Origin of the sequence: Flavobacterium sp. CAN_S2 (assembly GCF_015752255.1) — a bacterium.
GTDB lineage: Bacteria > Bacteroidota > Bacteroidia > Flavobacteriales > Flavobacteriaceae > Flavobacterium.
This window is the reverse complement of the sequence record NZ_JADOVA010000002.1, coordinates 156,572-183,064: the sequence shown is the minus strand read 5'-3', so window position 1 is coordinate 183,064 and position 26,493 is coordinate 156,572. Positions and strand designations below refer to the sequence as shown.

Here is a 26,493-nt window from a genome sequence, read left to right as displayed (position 1 = left end):
TTCTTTTCATTAATACTCCAAATTTATAACTTTTAAAAATATTAAATAAACAAGAAGTTAAATCTGTAACATTTTCAACCCATTTTGCTTTTTTGCTTTTGGTTAAAAATCCTATCTTTGTCAAAAATTATCAAAAAAAATGAATCCATTACAGCCGATTATAGAACAAGCTTGGGAAAACCGTGCTTTGTTACAAGAAACTACAACTACTGATGTAATCAGAGAAGTTATTGAATTATTAGACACCGGGAAATTGCGTGTTGCCGAGCCAGTTGGTGAAGGTTGGCAAGTAAATGAATGGGTTAAGAAAGCGGTGGTTATGTACTTCCCTATTCAAAAAATGGAAACATGGGAATCTGGAATTTTCGAATACCATGACAAAATGTTATTGAAAAGAGGATATGCCGAAAAAGGAATTCGTGTGGTTCCTAATGCTGTTGCGCGTTACGGTGCTTACATTTCAAGCGGTGTTATTTTGATGCCGAGTTATGTAAACATTGGTGCTTATGTTGACGAAGGAACTATGGTAGACACATGGGCAACCGTAGGAAGTTGTGCTCAAATTGGTAAAAACGTACACTTAAGCGGTGGCGTTGGTATTGGTGGTGTTTTAGAACCTTTGCAAGCGGCTCCGGTAATTATTGAAGACGGTGCTTTTATAGGTTCACGTTGTATCGTAGTTGAGGGCGTTCATGTTGGTAAAGAAGCCGTTCTTGGTGCCAATGTATGTTTGACTGCATCAACAAAAATTATTGATGTTACTGGTGAAACTCCTATCGAAATGAAGGGTTTTGTTCCTGCCCGTTCGGTAGTAATTCCTGGAAGTTATACAAAATCGTTTCCAGCAGGTGATTTCCAAGTTCCTTGTGCATTAATTATTGGAAAACGCAAACCTTCAACAGATTTGAAAACATCGTTGAATAATGCGTTGCGTGAATATGACGTAGCGGTTTAATACGCTTTCATTGATAAACCTTACAAAAAAACCTATTGGATATTTCAATAATTATAGTCAATTACCGGGGTTGGAAAGCCTTAGACGAGTGTTTAGAATCTATTGATTCCATTAGATCTAGAACATTCTCATTTGAAGTTATCATAGTGGATAACTCTTCTAATGACGGACAATTTCCTGTTTTTAAACAAAAATATTCCAAGTTTACATTTATAGAAAATACTGGTAATAATGGTTTCTCAAATGGTTGCAACTTTGGTGCAAGCATTGCTACGGGAAACCATTTCCTTTTTTTAAATCCAGATACAAAACTTACACTTGAAGCTTTAGAAACGCTTTTGCAAACTGCTTTTTCACATCCTGAAATTGGAATTTTGTCTTGTCTTCAAATAAATGAAAACGATGTTTTTTACAAACAGAATAATTTATTTCCCGCTTTAGGACGTTTTTTTGGAATCTCAAGAGCCATCTTTAGAAAACTGAATAAAGCCAAATTAGAAAAACGTTTCAACAATGCTAGCGATTTATTTTACCCGGATTGGGTTACTGGAGCTGTTATTTTTATTAGCCGAAAATGGTTTGATAAAATTAAAGGTTGGAACGAAGATTACTGGTTGTATTTTGAAGATGTTGACTTTTGTAAAAAAGTTTCTGATCTTGGAGGAAAAGTTGCCGTAACCAGAAAAGCTACAATTTTCCATCAGCATGGCGGTGCCTCACGAATAAATGTCAAGACAAAAGCACTCACAAAAACCGAAGTAATTATTTCTAAACACGTCTATATCAGCAATCAATTCTCAACACGAATTCAAATCTATTTGCAAAGTCTATTGATTATAGGAGTCCTTCTGGAGAAAACATTATTATCTATTTTAAGTTTATTTTTATTTTTTATTCCAAAATTAAAAGTGAATCGATTGATGCTTCAAAACTTATTAGTTTACTATTTTAATGCGCTCCAAAAACAAACATGGATTAGTCCTCGAGCGATGAATTACTTGAAAACAAAAGCTTAATTCTCTAATTTTCTCCAAATGAAAATATTTGTAATTCAACAAAAAATGATTGGTGATGTTTTAGTAAGCTCCATTTTATGCGACAATCTGCGAAAAGCGTATCCAAAAGCGCAAATTGATTATATGGTTTACGAATCTACAATCGCTGTTTTACAAGGAAATACAAGTTTTGATAATCTTATACTTTTTAAAGAAAAACATCAAAAAAGCAAATGGGAATATTATAAGTTACTGAAATCTATTCGAGCAGAAAAATATGACATTGTCATTGACGCGTATTCCAAATTAGAAAGTTGGTTAGTGGTATTATTTTCTGGTGCTAAACAAAAAATATCGTACTGGAAAAAAGGAAGAGAATTTCTTTATACGGATACCGTGAAACGAAGAAAAACATCCAATTCTAATTTGGGTTTAATTATCGAACAACGATTAGCATTGTTAAATCCTTTGCATCTGGATATTGAATTAGAGACTTTTCCCCGCATTTATGTATCGCAAGAAGAGAACGATTTTGCCACTTCCCTTTTTGAATCGCACGGAATAGACCAATCCAAAAAGACTATAATGGTCAGCATTATTGGAAGCAGTCCAGACAAAACCTATCCGCTGAAATACATGTCGCAGTTAGTGGATTTTATTGCAGCTAAAGATGATGTCAATATTCTTTTTAATTATTTTCCAAAACAAATTGAAGAAGCAAAAACAATTTATAATGGCTGCCAAGAAAGCACAAAACAGAAAATTTATTTCTCCGTTTTAGGCAAAAGCATCCGAGAGTTTATTGCTATTATGAACCATTGTGACATGATTGTTGGTAACGATGGCGGGGCAATAAATATGGCAAAAGCATTAGAAAAACCGTCTTTTATTATTTTTTCTCCATGGATTGATAAAAAAGGCTGGGCCACATTTGAAGATGGAATCAATCATGTTTCACTACATTTAAAAGAGTTTAAACCCAATTTATTCGAAGGCAAAACAGCTAAAATCGTAAAAAAAGAAACCATTTCATTCTACACAGAATTCACTCCTGAATTAATTTATCCTACATTAAATACTTTTTTAGAAACACATTTAAAATAAACTTTTAAAGTAAAAATTGAATTTACTCCGAATGGTATATTTTTGTAAAACAGTAAAAAATTAATGAAAGACAATCCCAATAAGAACATTTCAGTTTTAATAATCACATTAAACGAGGAAAATCAAATGAAGTCGCTTCTGGCTGATTTGGATTTTGCTGATGAAATTATTGTTGTGGATTCATTCAGTACGGATAAAACAGAAAGTATTTGCAAATCATTTGACAAAGTCACTTTCGTTCAAAATACATTCGAAAATTATTCATCGCAACGGAATTTTGCGATTTCTCAAGCAAAAAATGATTGGATTTTATTTTTGGACGCAGATGAAAGACTGACTCCTACATTAAAAAATGAAATCATAATTACGGTAAATACTAACCAAACATATTCGGCTTTTCTTTTTTACAGAACTTTTATGTTCAAAGACAAAGTCTTACATTTCAGTGGAAATCAAAATGATAAAATATTTAGGCTTTTCAATAAAAATCATGCAGCTTACACTAAAGAAAGGCTCGTACATGAAAAATTAAAAGTCAATGGGAAAATAGGTGTGCTAAAAAACAAACTCATTCATTACTCCTATTCCAATTTTCAAGCATATAAATCAAAAACCATTCGTTACGGAAAATTTAAGGCTCAGGAGAAATTTTTAAAGAGACAAAAACCTTCAATAATATTGCATTTTTTGCATCCTGCCTATAATTTTTTATTCAATTATATTGTGCGATTAGGATTTCTTGACGGAAAAAAAGGATTGATTATTTGCTATTTAAATGCAAATTCCGTTTCTACTCGATATCAAGAATTGGAACAACTTTGGCATGCCGAAGAATCGCTATCGCCAAAACAATAATTTCTTTTTTCGAGCAATCTTTCTGTGAAATTTTGTCTGAAAATCATTGGTATAAAAACACATTTTAGCAAAAACTTCATCGTATTTTTTACCGTAAAGTTTAGCATATTCATCACTCATGATAGCCAGCATTTCTGTTTTTGGCGTAAGCCTGTTGAAATTTTTCATACGAGAATCAAAATCCATCATATCATGAAAATTCATTCGGTTTAAATCCACCAAGTAAAAACTGTAAGCGTTGTTAGCCTCTTTTTTGATTAATGTATTTCCAGGTGAATGATCTAAAAACTCGATTCCTTTTTGATGTAAATCAAATGTAAATCGGGTAAACTGTCGCAAGATGTTCTCGTGATCGGGATAATCAGGTTGCAGCACTAATTCTCTAAAAGTTAGTTCAGCCTGCAGATGTTCACTGATGTAGAAACTTTTTTCCAGTCCTGATAATTTGAAATTTTCGGCATAAGCAATAGGCTGAGGAGTTCCTATTCCGTTTTCAAGCAATTTATTCGCATATTCATAAGAACGTCTGGCTTTAGATTTTCTGAAATATTTATAAGCCACTTGATTGATAATATTAGGGATTTTAAAGGATTTGATATTAATGGTCTTATTTTCTAAATCAAATAGTTTAATCTTATTTCTTTGACCGTCACCAAATAGTATTCCTGTTGTATCAAAATTATTTACAAAGTTCCTAATTTGTTTCTCTAAAGATTTAAAAGAAGGGTTAAAGATATATTTCATAAAAAGCAGAATTGAAAGACAAAAGTAAGTATTGAATTCAAGACTTAAAATATTTAATGTAATTTTACCCGAATTTTTATCTCTATTACTGATTATTTGTCAACTTTGAACAAAAGCAAACAGCATAGTTAGACCAACTATTTCTTGAAAAATAGTGTATTAAAAAAAATAAATACAAGATATCAAATCGAAAAACCAACATTAAAATGAAAAAAAAATAATGACAGTTCTACACATATCTGCAGTAAAAAGTTGGGGTGGCGGCGAAAATCATATTGAAAACTTATGTTTTGAATTGGCGCAATCAAATCCTGAAGTCACCAACATCGTTTTATGTGTAAAAGATGAACTTTTTCATCAACGTTTATCAAAGACTAATATCATCACTGAAACTGCACCTTTGTCTATTAATATGGATCTTCGTTTTGTATTAAAAATAATTAAGCTGAATAGAAAATACAAACCTGATGTCATTCACCTGCACGATCCGTCCGCAATTGTTCTGGCTATTGTAGCTGATAAATTTGCCGGTTTACCACCTTTTGTATTCAGCAAAAAAACATCGTTTCCTATAAAAAATAAAAAGCTGACTCTTTATAAATACAATTATTCTAAAATTAAGAAGTATTTATGTGTTTCGGAGGAAACAAAAAGAATCACAGAAGAATCCATCATTGATAAAGATAAATTAATTACGATTTATCACGGAACTAATATTGGAACTAAAAATTCTCAAACACCATTTCTACTGAGAGACAAATTTGGGATTGATCCTTCTACAAAAATAATCGGAATTATAGGCAATCATATCCGGGCCAAAAATTTTGAAACTCTGATTGAGACCGTCAATATAATTGTGAATGTACAAAAAAGGACAGATTTTATTTTCATCCAAATAGGAAGTCATACAGATCGTACTGAGGATTTATTGCAAAGTGTAAAAAGTTTAAATTTAGAAAAAAACCTTTTATTTCTCGGCTATATGCCAAATGCGTCAAATTTCATTCCGCAATTCGACTCACTATTATTAACCTCACAAAGTGAAGGAATTCCACAAGTAATTTATGAAAGTTTCTATCATGAAGTCCCTGTTATCAGTACAAATGTTGGGGGAATACCTGAAATTATACAAGATGGAGTTAATGGACTTTTAGCTCCAAAACAAAGCCCTGAAATTTTAGCTGAAAAAATTGAATATTTATTTAATAATGAGAATATGATATCTAATTTTGTCGCTATTTCTAAGGAAAATCTGTTGCAGTATTATACCACATCGATTATGGCACAAAAAACGCTACAACAATATAAAACTATTTTGAATGGAAAATATTAATGACGAAATACATAGAGCCTACGAAGTCATAAAAGAAGGCGGAATCATATTATATCCTACGGACACCGTTTGGGGAATAGGTTGTGACGCAACAAATCCTGAGGCTGTCGCCAAAATATACAAACTCAAAAAAAGAGCCGAAACGCAAAGCATGATTGTTTTGATGAATGGCGAAAAAATGATGTACAATGTTTTTAAAGACATTCCTGAAGTAGCCTGGCAAATCATTGATTTATCCGAAAAACCTACGACCATAATCTTGGACAAGCCAAGAAATGTAGCTCCAAATTTAGTTTCAGGTGACAACTCACTAGGAATTCGTATTGTAAAAGAGCCTTTTTGTTTTAAGTTGATGGAAAAAATGAAAAAACCATTGGTTTCAACATCTGCAAATATCTCCGGACAGCCTACTCCTATTGCCTTCAAAGATATTAGTCCGGAAATTATAAAAGGTGTAGACTATGTTGTAAATTTGCATCGCGAAAAAATCGCAGGTAAACCTTCGACAATCATAAAATTGACGAACGATTCTCAGGTAAAAGTGATTCGGAAATAGTTTGCAGTATTCAGTTTCCAGTTTTCAGTTTAGCAACTTTAGACTTTAGACTTTAAACATTTTTAAAATGAGCATTAAAACTTCATATAAAGAAGCCTTAAATAATAAAATTTTCGAAGTCATTTCTCAAGCTTCACAAGAACTTAACTTTGACAGTTATGTGATTGGTGGCTTTGTTAGAGATTTACTTTTGAACAGAGACTTTAAAAAAGACATAGATATTGTTGCCGTTGGCAGCGGAATTGAATTGGCTTTAAAAGTTTCTCAACTACTTCCTAATAAACCAAAAGTTCAGGTTTTCAAAACCTACGGAACAGCAATGTTGCGCTTTGAAGACACCGAAATTGAGTTTGTAGGCGCCCGAAAGGAATCCTATCATTTTGAAAGTCGGAATCCTGTTGTAGAAAACGGAACGTTAGAAGACGACCAAAACCGTCGTGATTTTACCATAAATGCGCTGGCTATATCTTTAAACACAAAGAATTTTGGAGAATTATCCGATCCTTTTAACGGACTTGAAGATTTAAAAAACAAAATTATCAGAACTCCTCTGGATCCAGATATTACTTTTTCTGATGATCCGTTGCGTATGTTGCGAGGCATTCGTTTTGCGAACCAACTGGGTTTTGAAATTGAAGGAAATTCATTGGAATCAATCGCAAAAAACGCAGAGCGCATCAAAATCATTTCCGGAGAACGCATTGTTGATGAATTGAATAAAATACTTTCGACAGATAAACCGTCTGTTGGATTTTTGTTATTATTCAAAACCGGACTTTTAGATATTATTCTTCCTGAGTTGACCGCGCTGAACCAAGTTGAAGAAATTGAAGGCCACACACATAAAAATAATTTCTATCACACGCTGGAAGTTGTTGATAATATTTGTCCGCATACGGATGACGTTTGGCTGCGGTGGTCAGCATTGTTGCATGATATTGGAAAAGCGCCAACGAAACGTTTTAATAAAAAACAAGGTTGGACTTTTCACGGGCATGAATTTCTGGGCGGAAAAATGGCTAAAAAAATATTTGAACGTTTGCACATGCCATTGAATCATAAAATGAAATTTGTGCAAAAAATGGTGATGATGAGTTCGCGTCCGATTGTATTATCCCAAGATACAGTAACGGATTCTGCGGTGCGTCGATTGGTTTTTGACGCAGGCGAAGATGTTGAGAATTTAATGACTTTGTGTGAAGCAGATATCACAACCAAGAACCCAAATAAATTTAAGAAATACCATAATAATTTCGAAATCGTCCGAAAGAAAATTGTCGAAGTCGAAGAGCGCGACCAGGTTCGTAATTTCCAACCGCCAATTTCGGGTGAAGAAATCATGAAGATTTTTGACCTAAAACCTTCCAAAGAAATCGGAATGCTGAAAGAAGCCATAAAAGAAGCCATTTTAGAAGGAGAAATTCCTAATGAATATCAGGCAGCATATGATTACATGTTAAAAAGAGCCGCAAAAATCGGATTAAAGATTAACGCTTGTTGAATTAACATTTAATTGTGTTTCAAATATCTTTGTACAAATTAATTTCAAACAATGAAAAAAGAGAATAATTACGTTATCATTTGGTTGTTATCAGGATGCTTATTATTGTTTATGATGGTTGTAGTGGGAGGAATTACCCGATTGACAAATTCTGGATTATCAATGACCGACTGGCATTTAGTAACCGATACTTTTCCACCTTTAACAGAAGAAAAATGGTCACAAGCCTTTGAAGAATATAAAAAATTTCCTGAATATCAAAAAATCAATATCCACAATGATTTTACGCTAAGCGATTACAAATTCATCTATTTTTGGGAGTGGTTTCACCGTTTTATAGGTAGAATAATTGGTCTGGCATTTATAGTCCCATTTGTTTATTTCTTGTTTAAGAAACGTCTTTCGACTGCTACCATTAAAAAATGTGTGGTTTTGCTTTTCATGGGCGGTTTTCAAGGATTTTTGGGTTGGTTCATGGTTCGTAGTGGTTTAATTGACAATCCCGATGTAAGTCATTTTAGATTGGCTTTACACCTCACATTTGCTTTCATTACGTTTGCGTATACACTTTGGGTTGCTTTGGATTTAATTTACCCAAACAGATCCCAAGTAATAGTTCCTTTGCGTAATCTTGCACGCGTTGCATTAGTATTTCTTGTTATCCAAATCATTTATGGTGGGTTCGTTGCGGGTCTAAATGCAGGTTTAATTCACAATCACTGGCCTTTGATGAGCGACGGACAATTCATCCACGAAAGTGTTTTCATTGAAAAAAGCACGTTGTTTTTGAATTTTATCGAAGGAAAAAGCGGTGTTCAATTTGTTCATCGTACGATGGCTTATGTCGTAGTTGGACTTATTTTGGCGTTGTATTTTACAAGCCGCAAACACCTCCTTAGCGTACTACAGAAAAAAGGAATCAAGACTTTGGTGGTTATTGTATTTTTACAATTTGCATTAGGTGTATTTACTTTGCTATACGGTGTCCCGTTGTGGTTGGGATTGTTACACCAAGTAATGGCTTTCTTTTTACTGACAGCAATGACATTTTCTTTGCACCGATTATCCAAATAAAATTATAATTCAATACCAATATTGCCTGACTATATTGTCACATTTCTTTGCTTATTAACGTAAATGTCTAAACTTGCCGCTCAAGATAAATTTTTAGATTTATCAGATTATGGAAGAACTTTCGGAAAATTTCTCGCCAATCAATTAAAAAATACCCGTTTTACACCTATACATGTTACGTTGCTTTTTGGCGTTTCCGGTCTGATAGCCATTTACTATATTTTAGATAAATCGTACTTTTTAGCTGGTTTTTTCATCTTACTAAAATCCGGAATTGACGCTGCCGATGGCGAACTGGCTCGCTTAAAAAACACTCCTTCGTACACCGGAAGATACTTGGACAGCGTCTTTGATATCATCCTGAATTTTCTGTTTTTAATGACGATTTGTTATGTCTCAAAAACATCATTTTGGCTAACTATTTTGGCCTTTATTGGTATTCAATTACAAGGAACTTTATACAATTATTACTATGTGATTTTACGAAATAAGTCCGTTGGCGGAGATACAACTAGTAAAATTTTTGAGTACAAATCACCCAGAGCTTTACCAGGAGAAACGCAAAAATCGGTCGATATTTTGTTTCGCATTTACACCATCGTTTATGGAACGTTTGACAAGATAATTCACTTTCTCGATAAAGATGCATACAAAGTAAAAACCTTCCCTAACTGGTTTATGACTTTGGTTTCTATTTACGGTTTAGGCTTTCAGTTATTGATTATAGCAGTAATGTTACCAGCAGGTCTAATCAATTATATCATCCCTTTTTTCATTCTCTTCACTGTATTGATTTTTGTACTAATTGGCATTCGAAAGACGTTTTTTAAGGTGTAAATTCATCATAGAGAATATCTATATCCAAAATACAAATAACAGATTACCATTATATTATCATCGAACACTTGTAGTTATGATTTAATATCTATTTCGATTTAATAAATCCCCTCAATACATATTAGACAATCCCATCTACAGGAATTATACAACAGATTCACAGAATTGTATAACAATCAAACAGCTTAAAATCACCAAATTTGTAAAGAACAAATAGTAATTTAAAACTTAGATATTATGCCAAATTCAAAAGAGATTGAAGGAAACTGGAATGAGTTGAAAGGAAAACTTAAACAGAAATTTGCCGATTTGACGGATGATGATTTACTATACGAAGAAGGAAAAGAAGATGAAATGTGGGGTAAATTACAACAAAAATTAGGCAAGACACAAAAAGAAATTAAATCATTATTTGATTAATTTTTAAATCCTAAAGGTACTTAAAACTGTTTCAATTGTTAGAGTCAAAAAATTTCATTTTAGGATTTTTTGAGTCACATTTGAAACAGTTTTTTTTTGTTTTAAAACTACCCAATCCACGTCTTAAAATCAGATACTTTTTCTCTACTTACAATCACATCTTCTTCCTTGAAAGAGGGCAAAATAACTTTCAAACGAGAATTGCTGTACACGACAATTTCTTTGATTGCTTTCAGCGGAATTATAAATTTTCTGCTGATTCGAAAGAAATCTGCGGGATCTAATTCCTGCTCTAAAAGTTCCAACGTACATTCGATTAAATAATTCCTATTGTCAAAAGTATGGATGTAGGTTCCTTTATTTTCGCTAAAAAAACATTCGATTTCATCAATCGAAATCACTTTCAAATGTTGGCCTATTTTTACAGTAAATCGTTTTTTATAGTTTTTCTCAAACGGATTGGTCAACATCCTTTTGATTTGCTCAAAATCAATTCCAAGACTTTGTGTTTGCAATTCCTGTTTTGGCAAAAGAGACTTGAATTTTGCAACAGCAATTTCGAGATCATCTTCATCAATGGGTTTCAAAAGATAATCGATACTATTTAATTTAAAAGCCCGAAGCGCATATTCATCATAAGCAGTCGTGAAAATTACGGCGCTCTTAATTTCAACTTTTTCAAAAATTTCAAAGGACAACCCATCCGACAACTGAATGTCCAGAAAAATCAAATCCGGATGTTCATTTTTAGAAAACCAATCTAGTGCTTCTTCCACGGAATGCAGCATCACTCCTACTTGAATATTTAATTTCTCCAGTTTTCTTTGCAGTAATCTGGCAGCTGGTTTTTCGTCTTCAATTATTATTGTTTTCATTTTTTAAGTTAGAGGTTAGAAAATAGAGAATGGAAGTTAGCGGTTTTACCGAATAACAAAAAAACTGATTCCGAAGCTTCGGGATGAACATTTATCCTTACTCCCATTTTTCACTTTTTTCTTTCTCCATCAACTCCTTTATTTTTTTCTCTTCCCAGTTTCTCCCAAAAATCCAATTGGGCAAGAAAACAGAAAATCCGTGCGCCACTATTCCTATTCCCCAAAAGAATGACGTGAAGAAATTCTCTAATTTGAAATAGCTTTCTCCTGGATCCAAATCTCTAATATTGATAAACATAATTAATATATTTACGGCTATGTACACTATTAAATGCGTATAAAAACCTTTCAATCGCTTTACTTCCCGTTGGGCGGCAGCGTACTTATCTTCTGGCTGAAATTCTCCAAACCCAAAATTATAATTTCTTTTCATTTTGATGTTATTAAGTGACATTTACTATTTAAAAAGCGATTCAATTACATTGAACAAATTAGGCATTACGTCCAAGTATCTTTTCATCCATTTTCTTTTTCCATAAACTCCTTGATTTTTTGTTCTTCCCAATCTTTGCCAAAAAACGGCATATAGTTAAAGACTTTCATACCATGAAAAATCACTCCAATTCCCCATCCTAACATTGGCCAAAAAAACCATAAATGCTCCGGAGATGTTACTAGATTTATGATTAGCAAAGCAATATTAAAGACAATATAAGCGGTCAAGTTCCCGTAAAACCCTTTAATTTCTTCCACTTGTTTTTTCGCTTCAAAATAGCGCTCTTCATTTTGATATGTATTTTCCATGATTTTTTATTTAAATTTTTCTACGTTTAAAATGCCTCTGATTCTTATTTCCAAGTTTGTTTATGCTCATCTTTGCGCAAAATTTCCTGAATTTTTCTTTGTTCCCAATTGGAACTGTACCCAAAAACCTTGAAAGCATGCATCGTTAATCCAAATCCCCATCCAGCTGCAGAAAACCAAAACCATTGAAAATGGGGCGAAAAAGTTAAATTGATGAAGATTAAAAATGGAATTACACAACAATAAGAAATCAAGTTTGCGTAAAATCCTTTGAGTTCTTCCACTCGTTTTTTGGCGTTGTAATACGCACTATTTTCGTTATAATTTGAAGTTGTTTCCATAACTAAAATTTGTTTTGTTAGAATCGGTATTTTAACCGTAAATGTTTCTTCATTTTGGGCAATCAAAACTTTCCTGTTGGTAATGATTCCATATCTGTTGATTATGTTTTGCAAACCAACACCTTGACGCTCCTGCAAAACTTCTTTCTTTTGATAATCGTTTTGAACTGCCAGATAATCGCCTTCCACATAAATCCTTATGTGCAATGGTCTTTGTTCACTAACCACATTATGCTTCACCGTATTTTCCAATAAAAGCTGTAAAGAAAGCGGTACTACTTTGGCTTCAGCCGAAATTGTAGTTGTTGGCAATTCATAAAATAAGCTGTTTTCAAAACGCATTTTTAATAAATTCATATACGTTTTGGCGAAAGCCAGTTCCTCATCTACCGAAACCAGTTCTTTATCTTTTTGTTCCAAAACATAACGGTAAATCTTAGATAACGAAGTCGTAAATCGTTGTGCATTTTCCGGATTTTCTTCAATCAAGGAACTCAGTACATTCAAACTGTTGAAAAGAAAATGAGGATCAATTTGATTTTTTAAGCTTTCAAACTTCGCATTTGCCGTTCCTGCGATGATTTTTTGTTCTTTAACTTTATTTTCGTTGTATGCTTTGTAGAAAGTAATTGCATGTACTGACAACGTAACAAAAAAAGTAATGATTATCGAAGCTAGATAATTGGAAGGTTTTTCATTGGCTAAGAAGTAATCAAAGGTATTTTTATTGTAGACAACTTCTTCGAAAATATGCAGTAAAAAAATAACTGTTAATGATACTACAAAAGAACCTATAAAACCCATTACCAATCTTTTTATTGAAAATCGATCTACAAAAAAAGTGTCCAATTTTACAAAAAGCAAAGCATTAGCTCCATAAAGTGAAAAAGTGTACAATGCTGTAAAGAAAAAATGAACCAAAAGCCTTTTGTCAAAATGAATTTCACTACCCATAATGACATTAATCACTTCAATTACAATAAATATAATCAGGGTTAGTTTTATTACTTTTTGAAGTTGTTTGTATAGTATATTCATTTTAATTTGCTTTTTATTCCGATGCTACAATCAAGAAAAAGTTTTTTTCTCTTACTTACAATTTTTCTGTGCTGCTAAAGCTCTGTCCAATCCCCACTTTGGAGAAAAAGGTGTTTCCGGTCTAAAAGTAGCAAAAAGTCCAATAGCTTTTTCAATTTGGCCACACATTGGTTTGGTATCGGTTCCCCAAAATTGCGCTCCACCAATTTCAAATTCGGCCTTACCAAAAATAACTCTTGGATTTTCCGGAGCAATTGCCTGTGCTTTTCCATACAATTCCATCACCGTTCCGGATAATTTTTGTCCGTTTGTCATTGGGTCAAAAGCAATCCAAGCAGTATGAATCATCGCTTGCATCACCAATAATTCGGCATTATTTGGATTTTTATCCATTTCTATATCCAATGATTTTTGTGCTTTCGAAAGTAATAAAGTCATTTGATCTTTATCCTTAGTTCTAAAAGCAGTTGTCGTATTTACTAATGCCACGTAATAATTAGGCAACCAACTTGTTTTTTCCGCAGCGGCAATTCTTTCGAATAAATCCGAAGCTTCGGTGTTTTTTCCTTCGCCCCATAACTGGAACGCTTTTCCCATTCCTTGCTCAAATTGCCCTTGAGCAGATACTAAACTACAGATAAAAAATACGATTGTGGTGATAACTTTTGTCATGATTTCTTGGTTTTAAATGGTTATTTTTTTGATGATTGAAACTTTCTAATTAATTTATACTTCAAAAGTATATCGGTTTCTATTGGTTTAAAATTTATAAATACTGAACTGTAGAATTTGATGGATGAATTGTTTTTTATTAGTTGCAAAGGTTCAAAGAACCAGAGTTAAAGTTGCTCTCGTACCTAAACAACTTTCTTTGCCTCTTTGAACCTTTGGGCCTTTGAACCTTTATAAATTCCTCAACTGATTATCTTTTTTATCATTGCTGATGGTCCAAAAGAATCCTACAAAGAAAAAACGATCAGCTGTAGGAATGATTTCTTTTCTGTTGTAAAAGCCCGCATTGTCTGGATTATTGGCGTATTCGTATCCAAATACATTCTGAGAACCTAAAACATTGGAGACTGAGAAATATAAAATCTTTTGTTGACTCAATAAATACGCCCAATTGAAACTCAAACTGTTGTACGATTTTGTTTTACCATTCATGAATTTTGTTTCGTTTGGATTGTTGTAGGGACGCCCGGAACTGTAGGAATTCGTGAAGCCTATTTGTGATTTCCAGTCATTTATCCAGTATTTTGTAACGATTGACAAACTGTGATCCGCAACAAAACTTGGTGTGACTTGAGAACTGAAATTTTTATAATCTCTCTCCGTATCGATATACGAATAGGAAACCCAATATTCTAAGTTTTTGATTGATTTTCCGTCTCTCCAGAACAAATCCAGACCTTTCGCATAACCCGAACCGGAATTATCAAAAACCGAATTATAAGCTGCCATTTGGGTGTCGAATTTCACTAAATCGCGATAGTCTTTATAATAGGTTTCAGCACGAAACGTTTTTCCGTTTTTATTGTATTGAAAATTCAAAATGTAATGTGATGCCTTTTCGCTTTCAAATTGATTGTTGTTGGAATATTTGATGTATTCCGCACTTGGGGTTTGAGTAAAATCGCCATAAGCGAATGAAAGCTGACTGTTTTTAGCCATTTTATACGCAAATGAAATTCGGGGTGAAATAGCGGTTTCGTCAAGAAAATCATTATTCGAAGCCCTTACCCCTACTTTGGCAGCCCATTTTTTAGAGAAGAAAATATCAGCTTCGGTATAAATAGCTGCAATGTTCGCATCGTACCCATTGGTGAAAACCGAACCTAAATTTTCGTTGAAATCTTCGTTGAATTGGGTCACAAAATAATCTGCTCCAAAGGAAAGTTTCACTCTTTCTGAAAAGCTTTTTCTTAATTTTAATTTCAAATGAGCTGCATTTTCATCATTCGACACTTTATCCGAATCTAAATTTATTTTGTTGTTGCTGTAGCCATAACTCAATCCAGAAGTAATTTGCCAATTGTTCCCAAAAACGCCATTGTAAGACGAATTCAAATAGAAATTATTGTTGTTTAAATCCACTCTGATTTTCTCCGCTGAATTGATGCTTTCCTGATTAATATCAAATTTTGAAGAGTCAAAAGCAGCGTATACTTTCAAAATCCCATTATTGAAGTTATAACGATACACCGTTTCTCCGGACAACGATTGAAAAGGACTGTTCCAATCCACGTTTTGAGGAATTGCTGCTTGATAAGGCGCTAAATTGATATAATTCGCATTGACGCTCAACGAACTTTTTGCCCATTTTTGAGTATTCCCAATACCTAAACCAACAGTCATTAATGATATTTCGGTTTTATTTTGGTCCGGGTCATCTTGTGTATTCAACAATAAAACACTGGATAACGCTTCGCCATATTCAGCTGAATATCCTCCTGTAGAAAAAGAAATTCCGCTGAACAGAAAAGGAGAAAACCTACCTCGTGTTGGCAAATTATTTGTGGTTGCGCCATACGGTTGCGCCACCCGAATTCCATCTACAAATGTTTGTGTTTCATTGGCCTCGCCACCACGAACAAACAATCTTCCGTCCTCACCTACCGTTTGTGTTCCCGGCAACGTTTGCAAAGCCGCAATAATATTTCCCGCTGAACCCGCAGTAGTTACAATGTCTAATGGTTTCAAAACTGAAACTCTGGCTTTGTCACCTGCTTCTAATGTTCCGGCCGTAATAACAACCGCATCGAGCGATGTAACACTTTCTCGTAATTTGATGGTTTTATTTTGGAAATTAGCCACATCAATCACTGTTCTTGAAGTTTCATAAATCAAGAAACTCACTACCAAAGTTTGATTCCCTTTTACAGTAGTCGTAAAACTAAAATCACCAGTTTCAGTAGTTGAGGCGCCATCATAAGTGCCTTCGATAAAAACATTAGCGCCAGAAACCGGTTTCCCTTTCTCATCCACCACTTTCCCTGAAATTGTATTTTGTGAAAAAATAGTCAGGCTGAATAGTAGAATTGCAAAAGTGAAAATCGATTTAAGACTTTTCTGAAAATGATTGGGTTGTTGAGTAAATGATGGTTTCATGATGTTTGATTTTGATGAAGCAAATATCTATCGCAAAAATCAGAACCAGAAAAAGTTAATACTGAACTGTTGAAATTATAGGATGAGTTGTTTAATCAATAAATTTTATGACTTGCTACAAAACATAATTAGTGTTTTTTTCTGCCACTGATTCACTGATTTATAATTTGAATCCCTTTTTGAAATTGAAATAATTAAAAAAACAGGTAATAAATAAGGTGCTATTTATTGCCAATAATATGATTTTAATCTGTGAATCTGTGGCTGATTTTGTAAAACCGTTTGTTTTCTATTTAATTGGTATTGTTAATGATAATTTTATTAACATATAATGAAAAACCTTAAATTTGTGTACATTCAAATTTTGAAAAAATGAAAAAATCAATCTTTTTACTTGTATTACTTTGCTTTAGCACAACAATATTCTCTCAGGAAAACACACCCACATTTGATGAAAAACTGGCAAAATCTCTGAATGCAGATGAATATGGTATGAAAAAATATGTTTTTTGTTTATTAAAAACAGGAACTAATACAACCGCGACTAAAGAAGAAACTCAAAAATTATTTGAAGGACATATGGCTAATATCAGTAAATTGGCAGTGGAAGGAAAGCTGGTTGTGGCAGGTCCATTTATGAAAAATGATAAAAATTATCGAGGTATTTATATTTTTAATGCCAGCAGCATCGAAGAAGCCAAAACATTTGTGGAGACAGATCCAGCGGTACAATCGAAACTTTTGGAAGCAGAATTAACGCTTTGGTATGGAAGTGCTGCTTTGCAAGAAACACTGAAAATTCATTCTAAAATTGCCAAAACTAAAATGTAACAGCATATAAAGCAATTTGTTTTGCTCAAATTTATAAATTATGATAACCGAAAAAGAAAAAATGATTGCCGGAGAATATTATTTGGCAGGCGATCCTGTTTTAGTAAAAGACAGACGAAAATCTAAAAATTTACTCCACCGATTAAACGTTACTGAATATCGAGTTACCAAAAAAGCGAGAGAAATACTGAAAGAATTGATTCCTAATGCAGGAGTAAATCTTTATATTGAACCTCCATTTTTTTGCGATTACGGCTACAATATCAGTTGTGGAGAAAATGTTTATTTCAATGTAAACTGTGTCGTTTTGGACTGCGCCAAAGTCACAATTGGTTCCAATGTCTTTTTTGCTCCGGGCGTTCAATTGTACACCGCTACTCATCCGCTGGATGCTGAACTGAGAAAAACACTAGAAAATGCATTGCCTATAACCATCGGCGATGATTGCTGGATTGGTGGAAATTCCGTTATTTGTCCAGGTATTACCATTGGAAATGGTTGTGTTATTGGCGCAGGTTCAGTGGTTACAAAAGATATTCCTGATAATTCTTTGGCAGTAGGAAATCCGGCAAAAGTGATTCGGAAATTGAACGAATAATGAATATTGGAATTACAATTTCTCAAAACTAAATTTTCCTATCTTTGTTATAACAACTTAAACAAATCATAATGAAACATCTTAAAACATTTCTAGTCTTGGCATTTATTGTTGTCGCAAACTCTGTTTCGGCACAATCCACTTTTGATAAATGGCCTGCCATAAAAGAATTTCACGAAGTAATGTCGCAAACTTTCCATCCTGCAGAAGAAGGGAATTTGGCTCCAATAAAAGCACGTTCGGAAGAAATGATGAACAAAGCAGCGATGTTATTAAAATCAGATATTCCAACAGAATTTAGAACTGACGCTATTTTAGCTTCAGCGGAACGATTACAACTAAAAAGCAAAGCATTGCATAAATTAGTAAAGTCTAATGGAACTGATACCGCAATTGTGAAATCAATTACTGATTTACACGACACTTTCCATGAAATTGTGGGACTTTGTTCTGACGCAAAAAAATAAAAAACTAAAGCCTAATCAACCGATTAGGCTTTCTTAATTAAAATACAAATGCTACAACTCAATAAGATTCACCACATTGCCATTATTTGTTCTGATTATCAAAAATCAAAAACGTTCTACACAAGCGTTCTAGGATTAACAATAATACAGGAAATTTACCGTCAAGAAAGACAATCATACAAACTTGACTTAGCACTTAACGGAGAATATGTGATTGAATTATTCTCATTTCCAAACCCGCCAAAACGTCCTTCCACGCCTGAAGCGGCTGGTATGCGTCATTTAGCTTTTGAAGTGAATGACATTCAAAAAACAAGAGATTATTTAGTGAATAAAAATATAACTGCAGAAGCAATTCGTATTGATGAATTTACTCAGAAAAGCTTCTTCTTTATCGCAGATCCAGATAACTTACCGGTTGAATTTTATGAAAAATAAGGCATTTTTGTTTATAAAAAAGTAAAAATAATATCTAAATCGTAAAAGAAAATAGTCCAACCCTTTTTTCAATTCGATTCCGATTTTGTTTCTTTAATTTTGTAATACTCAGATAATTAATTTTTCAAATGAACAATACCACACAAATTAAAAAAAATTATCGCATCATTAAAGTTCAAAAACTAGTTATTGTATCCATATTAATTGGTTTTCTATCGGCTTTTTTAGGTGTTATTTTAAAAAACACTACGGAATATTACGAAGAAATATTTTTTCATCAAACGATTGTAAATCCAATATTCTTTGTTTTTTTTCCAGTTTTTGGATTGTCAATTATTTATTTTCTTCGGGAATATGTATTCAAGAAAAAGGAAAACAAAGGCATAAAAGAAGTTTTTGAAAGCACTAATTCCAATTCAAAGAATTTACCCAGTTATAAAATTCCTTCTCATTTTATCAACGGCTTATTGACAGTCGTTTTTGGTGGCTCTACTGGAATCGAAGTTTCGACAGTTGTCGCTTCGGCAACGATTGGTTCCGTTGCGCAAAGGAAACAAAATGTGTTCCGACAATACAAAACCGAGTTAATTTGTGCGGGAGTAGCGGCAGGAATAACCGCATTATTCAGTAGCCCAATTGCCGGAGTTTTATTTTCACTTGAAGTAATCTCCAGAAAAGTAACTCGGGCATTTGTATTAACAAACTTGATAGCAGTTTCAATCGCTTTTGGACTCATTTATTTGTTGGACGAAAAACCTTTATTTGCAGTACATAATATGATTTGGCATTTAAGAGCTATTCCCTACTTTGTACTGCTTGGAATTATTGCAGGAATAAATTCGGTTTATTTAACCCGTTGTGTGTTATTTTTCAAAGAACAATTTTCGAAAATAAAAGTGCCTTATTTCAAAATAATCTTCGGATCTGTGATTTTAAGCGTTTCTCTTTTTGTATTTCCACAGCTTTATGGCGAAGGATATCATGCCATCAAAACTATTTTTATTAACCCAAATGGAATGGTACTTTCACTTTCAATGGTACTTACTTTTATTGGGATTTTAGTTTTGAAACCCATCGTAACATCAGCCACTTTAGCTTCTGGAGGAGATGGCGGCGTTTTTGCTCCAAGCTTATTTATTGGTGCTTTTTTAGGATTATTACTTGCATTGATTCTCAACACGTATTTCAATGCCGATGTAATTCCGCTAAACTTCATCATAATAGGAATGGCAGCCGTTTTGAGTGCCAGTATTCATGCGCCTTTCACAGCACTATTTCTTGTTTGTGGTTTAACCAATGATTATACGTTGTTTCTTCCAATTTTGGTGGTTTGTTTGATTTCAAAATATACGGCTAAAATGATTTATCCTTTCACCGTATATTCCTATTCTACAAGTTTAGCAAAATAATTATCGATGGCAGTTCAAAAAATAAAAAGGAGTTACCGCAAAACGAAGTACATTCTGTACAAAGAAACTTTAGTTGATTTCAAAGAACATTTCTGGGCTTTTCTCGGTTCTTTTATAGGCATAGGATTAATCGCTTTTTTACAATCTCAAACACTTCCAGAATCTGATGTGGTTTATTTAATCGGTTCCTTTGGAGCATCCAGCGTATTGGTTTATGGTGTCATCCAAAGTCCATTGGCACAGCCTAGAAATCTTATTGGAGGGCACTTAATTTCTGCAATCATAGGCGTTACAGTATATAAATTCGTTCCGGATATCGTTTGGTTAACCGCTCCACTTGCTGTTTCCCTGTCAATTGTTTTTATGCAAATGACTAAAACGTTGCACCCGCCCGGCGGCGCAACGGCACTGATAGCGGTAACTGGTTCAAACGAAATTAAAAATCTAGGCTACTGGTATGTATTTTCTCCTGTTTTAACCGGTGTTCTTATTTTGCTGGCCGTAGCTTTAGTTTTTAATAACATGACATCAAATAGACAATATCCAACTCATAAAAAATACCATCAGTTCCGAAAAAGAGTCGCAAGTGTTTTTAAAATTAAACCAAACGACTAAAAACTTTAATTTCGGAGGTAAATATTTAGTTCTAAAACAAGATTTACTTTTTTCCTTTTCTTCGAAAATATTTCGATATTGATGGATTCCTTGTTTACGCATACGCAAAAATATTATCAACAAATCGAAAATCTGAAATCTAAATCTAAAATTATATTTTACCTTTGACCTTTCATAAAAACAAAGATTATGGTTTATAAATTTAGAGTGATTCTAGACGCGGAAGAAGATGTTTTTAGAGACATTGCAATACTTGAAGACGATACCTTAGAAGATTTGCACAATGCAATTTTCAATTCCTTCGGTTTTGACGGAATGGAAGTGGCTTCTTTTTATACTTGTGATGAAACTTGGAACCAAGAAGAAGAAATTTCACTTTTTGATACCGGTGATGTTCCTGGCGAACAAAAAATCATGAGCGATTACCAATTATCCGATATTTTAGACAAGCAAAACACCAAAATTTTATACGTCTATGATTTCATAAATATGTGGACATTCCTTGTAGAGCTAGCTGCGGTAGAAGATCAAGTTGTTGGAAATTTATATCCTGAAACTATTTTTTCTCATGGAGAAATGCCGGATGAAGCAATGGAAAAAAACTTTGAATCTGACAATGCCGATGATTATAACGCCGAATTTGAAGATGGTTTAGACGAAGATGATCTGGACATGTTTGAGGGCGACGATAGTTTTGAAGATTATGGATTTGAGGAGAACTGGAATTAAAAACTGAGACGATTAAGTATCAAGAGCCAAGATAAAAGACCTTTTTTGCTGTCTTTCATCTTGGTTCTTTTATCTAAAAAACATAAAATATGATCAACTTATATAACACACACATCGAAAACTTATCCATTCACAGAGTGGGAAATAAAAGTAGAAACGAAGCCATTTTTTTATCGGAGCAACCATTTAATCTGAATGATGAGATTGTGCCTTTGATGAAAGAATTTTTCTTTAAACCTTTTAGAGAGAAAGAAGAAAACTATTTTCAGTTTGCACATGAAATTGATTTGGACTATAATGATATGTTCAAATTTGCAACGGAAGTTTTTGATAATCCAAGTACGATTCATGATGTTTCTAAAAAAATTACTACGCACTTATTTGAACAGTCCAATCATCCTCACATTAAGAATGGTGAAGTTTACGTAACGTATTTAACGAACGTGAGCATTGATAATAATGTGGTGGATGCTATAGGAATTTTCAAAAGTGAGATTCAAGCGGATTTTTTGCAGTTTGAAGAAAAAGCAACACACTTAGAAATGATTTTACAACAAGGTGTCAGTTTGAATAAGCTAGACAAAGGTTGTATTATCTTTAATTACAAAAAAGAAGAAGGATACAAAATCCTAACGGTTGACAGCAACCGTTATGATGCCAGATATTGGTTGGAGCATTTCTTATCTGTGGATGCTTTTGAGGACGAAAACTTTATCACTAAAAAATACCTTAAATTCTGTCAGAACTTTGCGAAAGATGTCGTTTTCCCTGCCGAGGACAAGAAAGAAGAAGTGATGTTTATGAACCGTTCGGTAAACTATTTTGCCAAAAACGATGAATTTGAAGAGACAGAATTTTTAAATGAAGTATTAGATAATCCAGACCTTATTCCAGAGTTTAAAAACTACAAAATGGACAAAGGAGAAAAGTACAGCATTGAAGATGTAACCACTTTTCCTATTGCTAATGCCGCCGTTTCTGATGCCAGAAAATCAATCAAAAACGTCATTAATTTAGATACGCACATTCAAATCAAAATGGATTTCATCAACCCTGAAAGTGCCGAAAAATATGTGGAAAAAGGCTGGGACGAGGAAAAACAAATGTATTATTACTTAGTTTATTTCAATAAAGAAGAGAAAAGTTAGTAGCTAGCAATTAGTTCCGTCTGCAGTAGCAGTTTAAAAAACGCTACTTATAAATATCAATCTTCAATTACGAAAGTAGTTGGAGATTTTTTTTTCGAAATAAACGCAAAAATCAACTTCTCAAATTTGGTTTATTTGTAAATTTGCTTTTCCAAAAATAAAAGAAAATGGCTCAAATTTTTTTTAAAGAAAGTCCGTTCAAAACTATGATTTCATTCCATAAGCTAATAGAAGCTTTGGAAGAAATTGCGATTACCAATGTAGATTATCGAGCGAACTATGCCAAAGCATTACTGAAAGAAATTGAACCTTTTCCCGAATTTAGAACAGGGATTGAAAATTTGGATTTACTCCAAGAAAAGGAAACTTTAATCCAATATTTATTAGCGGATTTATTCCCGACCGCTTTAACGAACAATGAAATCAAAGCAGTAACAATTCCGTTTCAGAATTTTACTTTTAATTATACAGAGCGCTTCAAAAAAATAGTAAATGAAGCAGGTGTTTCATTTGACATAGCGATTCGGGACTTTGATGAACATCAATTCTACGTGATGAGTTGTACGCTTATTTTGAATGAATTTTATGGTCAAAAAATTGATTTCAACAAACCTTTATTTTACGATATTCCCAACAAAAAAGGAATCATGAATCAGTACCGTATTTTGTACAATGCTGATTTTTTAGAAATAATTGCCACTGATAAATCACCAAAATTATCGCAAGACGACATCGATATGTTAATGGATAATTATGATGACCTTGATTTGTGGAAAGAGAAATTTCCAGTTGAGAGCTGGATTTTAAAAGGTTTTGGAATTGCAATTCTGTTTGATGCAACCACCGAAAGTTCTATTTCCAAGTTAAAAAGTAATCTCTTGAAACCGGAAAGAGAACAAATAGCGCTACAGGAAAATTTCGAATCCATTTTTCGTTCTATTTTTAAAATAGCTGATTTAAGAGTTGGCGTCATTGTTTACAATGCAGAGGAAGATAAATTTGTAAAACCAACGTTGAATGACAAGAGCCTGAGCAGCTTTATTCTTTCAACTGAAGAAGAAGTACCTTGTAAAAACGCACTATTAGGTTGTTCTTTTGAAAATTTACTGGAAAACAAAAAAGCCATATCCATTTCTAATGTAGAAAAATTTGCTCGCAAACCCGGAAACCAAATATTTGGTAATCATTTATTAAGACAAAACATCCACAGTTGTATTTTTGCCCCTATTATAAAAAACGGAATACTTCTTGGAGTAGTTGAGCTTGTTTCGGCTAGTCCGAGAGAACTGAACAGCATTAATGCCAGTAAGTTGGACTTAATCTTACCTTATTTGATTGATACGGTGGAACGATACAATACGGATATGCAAAACCAAATTGAGGCAATAATCCAAAGAGAATATACGGCAATTCACCCCAGTGTATATTGGAAATTTCGTAAAGAGGCACAGAAATATTTTCAAACGCAGACCCGAGATTACATTTTTAAAGAAATTGTTTTCAAAGAAGTTTATCCTTTGTATGGACAAATTGATATTAAAGGTTCGTCTAATCACCGAAATGAAACCGTAAAGGAGGATTTAAAAAACCAGTTGAATGCGCTTATCCAAATCTTTGACAATCAAAAAACAAAGACGAATTTAGTTTTATTGGAACAACGAAAGTTCGAACTGCAATCTCTTCTAAAACAACTGGAATTCCCTTTGAAAGCAGATACGGAACAACAAATTCAGCTTTATATTGAAAATGAAATCCATCCTATTTTAAGAAATACTAAAACGGATTCTGCCGGAGAAACTTTAGAAAAAAATTATTTTGAGAGTCTGGATGAAAAATCAGGAATGTTTTATCACTCCAGAAAGAAGTTCGATAATGCCATGTCGATTATCAATAAAAAATTAGCGTCTATTCTTGATAAAAAACAAGCCGAAGCGCAAAATATTTATCCTCATTATTACGAACGTTTCAAAACGGATGGTGTAGAACACAATCTTTATATTGGATCTTCGATTGCTCCATCAAAAGCTTTTGACACCATGTACCTTCATAATTTAAGGTTGTGGCAGTTGCAAACCTTATGCGAAATGGAATTGGAACATCACCAATTGAAATATTCCTTACCATATGAACTCGATGTAACTTCATTAATTTTAGTTTTTAGTTCGCCCATTTCCATCCGATTCAGAATGGATGAAAAACGTTTTGATGTGGATGGGACGTACAATGCCCGTTATGAAGTGGTAAAAAAGCGAATTGACAAAGCAAATATTAAAGGAACCAAAGAACGAATTACCGAAAAAGAAAAAATCACGATTGTTTATTCACACAATAATGAGGAAACCGAATATTTGAATTATATCAAGTTTTTACAATTCAAAAATGTTTTGGAACCTAATGTAGAACAATTTGAAGTGGAGGAATTACAGGGAGTTTCAGGACTTAGAGCCATTCGTGTAAAAGTCAGCAATAAAAATTCAGACGAAACTCAAAAAAGCTTTTCGTACCAAGATTTGTTAGATGAGTTAAATTAGGCTTACACCATTTTAAAAGCAATTACAAAAGCAATTACAGATAAAACAATTCCAATCATAAAAAAATTATAAGCAATTCGTAATAAACGATACTTTTTTTCGAGAACCACTCCTAAAAAATACAAATCTTTAATCATTGAATTATACAGGTATTCCTTGTCTTTCATCATTTCATTCATGGCCCATTGGTATTCTGCCAAATCCATTTTATAAAAATTTCCAAAAAAAAGTAAATTCACTTTTTTATCTTCGATATCTTGACGGGTAAAAATCCCTTTAGTCACTTTTGGTCGTGTTGAAAGTATTGCAAAAACAATAGTAATCACACTGGACATCAACATGATAAAAGTAGGAATCATCAGGTGCGCATTCCTTGGGCTGTCTAATTTTGGGATCAAAGTAGAAAGCGCAATAGAGATTATGATAGCATTTACAGAAAGTAAGATGTTAGCTTTACTATCAGCAATACCGCTTAAACTGGTGTGATTGTTCAACGTTACCCGAAACAAAGTATCAATAGCACGATCAGGCTTTTCCTCCTTTTCGCGTTTTTTTAATTCCTTGTCTAATTCTTTATTGGTATTCAATTCCATTTTGTTTCTTTTTTTCTGCAACCTTTTTATATTTTTCTCCTTTAATGCTTGCCAATTTTCCAAAGCAAAATCAGTATAATATTGATGTCTGTTCGATAAAAAATCGATGTTTTCAGCTACCCAATCGGCATCAGAATATGTTTTTTGGTTTAAATTCTCCCACTCTATTCGCAATGCGTTACAGCTTGATGCATATTCATCAGTGGAAAGATGGTAGTAATCCGCATCCTTAATTATTTTTTCAAGAGCAGTTTTTGGCAGATATCCATACGTTGTAGAACGAATTAAATCAGCCACTTTCGCTATATAATCCGCCGATTGTTTATTTTCTGTTAAGAAGTTTGCCGCTATTGCAGCGCTACTTTCTTCATGATTGCAGCAACCGTTGATGTATCCTGTATCATGAAACCATGCAGCAACGAGCAAGATTTCTTTATCAGATGACACTATATTTTGAGAATTAACGAGCTTATTAACAGCGGAAACTACATCAGTTGTGTGCTTTAGATTATGATAGGTATATGAGGAAGAAAGTTTATCTTTGAACAATTTTTCAACAAAGTCTTTGGCCTGTTCTACTAGATTCATGGACAT

27 protein-coding genes are annotated in these 26,493 nt (G+C 33.3%); 19 read left to right on the top strand and 8 right to left on the bottom strand.

Annotated elements, in window-relative coordinates:
* Positions 1-139: 139 nt before the first annotated feature.
* The 4 genes from IWX80_RS08630 (at position 140) to IWX80_RS08615 (ending at position 3,909) form a co-directional block, all read left to right on the top strand.
* Complete coding sequence (locus tag IWX80_RS08630; RefSeq protein ID WP_196853072.1) at positions 140-955, top strand: 2,3,4,5-tetrahydropyridine-2,6-dicarboxylate N-succinyltransferase; 816 nt, start codon at positions 140-142, stop codon at positions 953-955.
* A gap of 35 nt (positions 956-990) precedes the next feature.
* Complete coding sequence (locus IWX80_RS08625) at positions 991-1,971, top strand: glycosyltransferase family 2 protein (RefSeq protein ID WP_196853071.1); 981 nt, start codon at positions 991-993, stop codon at positions 1,969-1,971.
* 18 nt (positions 1,972-1,989) lie between these two features.
* A complete protein-coding gene (locus IWX80_RS08620) occupies positions 1,990-3,054 on the top strand; it encodes a glycosyltransferase family 9 protein (protein ID WP_334682297.1) in 1,065 nt (354 codons plus the stop codon).
* A 63-nt stretch (positions 3,055-3,117) separates the two neighbouring features.
* On the top strand, positions 3,118-3,909 hold the full coding sequence (locus tag IWX80_RS08615) for a glycosyltransferase family 2 protein (RefSeq protein WP_196853070.1): 792 nt from the start codon (positions 3,118-3,120) through the stop codon (positions 3,907-3,909).
* Here IWX80_RS08615 and IWX80_RS08610 read toward each other — a convergent pair.
* On the bottom strand, positions 3,892-4,653 hold the full coding sequence (locus IWX80_RS08610; protein WP_196853069.1) for a lipopolysaccharide kinase InaA family protein: 762 nt from the start codon (positions 4,651-4,653) through the stop codon (positions 3,892-3,894). The genes IWX80_RS08615 and IWX80_RS08610 overlap by 18 nt on opposite strands.
* 220 nt (positions 4,654-4,873) lie before the next feature.
* Here IWX80_RS08610 and IWX80_RS08605 point away from each other — a divergent pair, with 220 nt between their 5' ends.
* The 6 genes from IWX80_RS08605 (at position 4,874) to IWX80_RS08580 (ending at position 10,374) form a co-directional block, all read left to right on the top strand.
* Positions 4,874-5,986, top strand: coding sequence for a glycosyltransferase (locus IWX80_RS08605; protein ID WP_196853068.1), 1,113 nt, complete (start codon positions 4,874-4,876; stop codon positions 5,984-5,986).
* Complete coding sequence (locus IWX80_RS08600; RefSeq protein WP_113634302.1) at positions 5,973-6,542, top strand: L-threonylcarbamoyladenylate synthase; 570 nt, start codon at positions 5,973-5,975, stop codon at positions 6,540-6,542. Before IWX80_RS08605 ends, IWX80_RS08600 begins: the two co-directional genes overlap by 14 nt.
* Positions 6,543-6,609: 67 nt before the next feature.
* Positions 6,610-8,043, top strand: coding sequence for a CCA tRNA nucleotidyltransferase (locus IWX80_RS08595; RefSeq protein ID WP_196853067.1), 1,434 nt, complete (start codon positions 6,610-6,612; stop codon positions 8,041-8,043).
* Positions 8,044-8,094: 51 nt separating this feature from the next.
* Positions 8,095-9,117: a COX15/CtaA family protein gene (locus IWX80_RS08590; RefSeq protein WP_196853066.1), complete on the top strand. Its 1,023-nt coding sequence runs from the start codon at positions 8,095-8,097 to the stop codon at positions 9,115-9,117.
* 63 nt (positions 9,118-9,180) lie between these two features.
* Entirely contained in the window at positions 9,181-9,954 is a 774-nt protein-coding gene (locus tag IWX80_RS08585; protein ID WP_196853065.1) for a CDP-alcohol phosphatidyltransferase family protein, read from the top strand.
* Between the two features lie 237 nt (positions 9,955-10,191).
* On the top strand, positions 10,192-10,374 hold the full coding sequence (locus tag IWX80_RS08580) for a CsbD family protein (RefSeq protein WP_091166852.1): 183 nt from the start codon (positions 10,192-10,194) through the stop codon (positions 10,372-10,374).
* Positions 10,375-10,481: 107 nt separating this feature from the next.
* Here IWX80_RS08580 and IWX80_RS08575 read toward each other — a convergent pair whose 3' ends face one another.
* The 6 genes from IWX80_RS08575 to IWX80_RS08550 form a co-directional block, all read right to left on the bottom strand.
* Positions 10,482-11,249, bottom strand: a complete 768-nt coding sequence (locus IWX80_RS08575) for a LytR/AlgR family response regulator transcription factor (protein ID WP_196853064.1) — start codon at positions 11,247-11,249, stop codon at positions 10,482-10,484.
* Positions 11,250-11,346: 97 nt separating this feature from the next.
* Positions 11,347-11,682 (bottom strand): 2TM domain-containing protein, encoded by a 336-nt coding sequence (locus tag IWX80_RS08570; RefSeq protein ID WP_196853063.1) that lies wholly within the window; start codon positions 11,680-11,682, stop codon positions 11,347-11,349.
* A gap of 83 nt (positions 11,683-11,765) precedes the next feature.
* Positions 11,766-12,053: a 2TM domain-containing protein gene (locus tag IWX80_RS08565; protein WP_196853062.1), complete on the bottom strand. Its 288-nt coding sequence runs from the start codon at positions 12,051-12,053 to the stop codon at positions 11,766-11,768.
* Between the two features lie 44 nt (positions 12,054-12,097).
* On the bottom strand, positions 12,098-13,432 hold the full coding sequence (locus IWX80_RS08560; protein ID WP_196853061.1) for a histidine kinase: 1,335 nt from the start codon (positions 13,430-13,432) through the stop codon (positions 12,098-12,100).
* Between the two features lie 51 nt (positions 13,433-13,483).
* The gene (locus IWX80_RS08555; RefSeq protein WP_196853060.1) at positions 13,484-14,104 is read right to left on the bottom strand and encodes a hypothetical protein; all 621 of its coding nucleotides are present in this window, start codon (positions 14,102-14,104) and stop codon (positions 13,484-13,486) included.
* Positions 14,105-14,335: 231 nt separating this feature from the next.
* Complete coding sequence (locus IWX80_RS08550) at positions 14,336-16,540, bottom strand: TonB-dependent receptor (RefSeq protein ID WP_196853059.1); 2,205 nt, start codon at positions 16,538-16,540, stop codon at positions 14,336-14,338.
* Between the two features lie 372 nt (positions 16,541-16,912).
* On the opposite strand from IWX80_RS08550, the gene IWX80_RS08545 reads away from it, so the two are divergent.
* The 9 genes from IWX80_RS08545 to IWX80_RS08505 all read left to right on the top strand — a co-directional run bounded on the left by IWX80_RS08545 (position 16,913) and on the right by IWX80_RS08505 (position 25,306).
* Positions 16,913-17,371 carry a YciI family protein gene (locus IWX80_RS08545; protein WP_196853058.1) on the top strand — a complete coding sequence of 153 codons (459 nt, stop codon included), beginning with the start codon at positions 16,913-16,915 and terminating at the stop codon, positions 17,369-17,371.
* Positions 17,372-17,411: 40 nt separating this feature from the next.
* Positions 17,412-17,969 carry a sugar O-acetyltransferase gene (locus tag IWX80_RS08540; protein WP_113666183.1) on the top strand — a complete coding sequence of 186 codons (558 nt, stop codon included), beginning with the start codon at positions 17,412-17,414 and terminating at the stop codon, positions 17,967-17,969.
* 71 nt (positions 17,970-18,040) lie between these two features.
* Positions 18,041-18,436 carry a hypothetical protein gene (locus IWX80_RS08535; protein WP_196853057.1) on the top strand — a complete coding sequence of 132 codons (396 nt, stop codon included), beginning with the start codon at positions 18,041-18,043 and terminating at the stop codon, positions 18,434-18,436.
* 48 nt (positions 18,437-18,484) lie between these two features.
* On the top strand, positions 18,485-18,874 hold the full coding sequence (gene gloA2 / locus IWX80_RS08530; RefSeq protein WP_113634315.1) for an SMU1112c/YaeR family gloxylase I-like metalloprotein: 390 nt from the start codon (positions 18,485-18,487) through the stop codon (positions 18,872-18,874).
* Between the two features lie 128 nt (positions 18,875-19,002).
* Positions 19,003-20,283: a chloride channel protein gene (locus tag IWX80_RS08525; protein ID WP_196853056.1), complete on the top strand. Its 1,281-nt coding sequence runs from the start codon at positions 19,003-19,005 to the stop codon at positions 20,281-20,283.
* Positions 20,284-20,289: 6 nt separating this feature from the next.
* Positions 20,290-20,898: an HPP family protein gene (locus tag IWX80_RS08520; RefSeq protein WP_196853055.1), complete on the top strand. Its 609-nt coding sequence runs from the start codon at positions 20,290-20,292 to the stop codon at positions 20,896-20,898.
* Positions 20,899-21,087: 189 nt separating this feature from the next.
* Entirely contained in the window at positions 21,088-21,627 is a 540-nt protein-coding gene (locus tag IWX80_RS08515) for an IS1096 element passenger TnpR family protein (RefSeq protein ID WP_113634318.1), read from the top strand.
* An 89-nt stretch (positions 21,628-21,716) separates the two neighbouring features.
* Positions 21,717-22,775, top strand: coding sequence for a nucleoid-associated protein (locus IWX80_RS08510; RefSeq protein WP_091166825.1), 1,059 nt, complete (start codon positions 21,717-21,719; stop codon positions 22,773-22,775).
* Positions 22,776-22,942: 167 nt separating this feature from the next.
* Entirely contained in the window at positions 22,943-25,306 is a 2,364-nt protein-coding gene (locus tag IWX80_RS08505) for a GAF domain-containing protein (RefSeq protein WP_196853054.1), read from the top strand.
* Between the two features lie 2 nt (positions 25,307-25,308).
* Here IWX80_RS08505 and IWX80_RS08500 read toward each other — a convergent pair whose 3' ends face one another.
* On the bottom strand, positions 25,309-26,487 hold the full coding sequence (locus tag IWX80_RS08500) for a Pycsar system effector family protein (protein ID WP_196853053.1): 1,179 nt from the start codon (positions 26,485-26,487) through the stop codon (positions 25,309-25,311).
* Between the last annotated feature and the right edge of the window lie 6 nt (positions 26,488-26,493).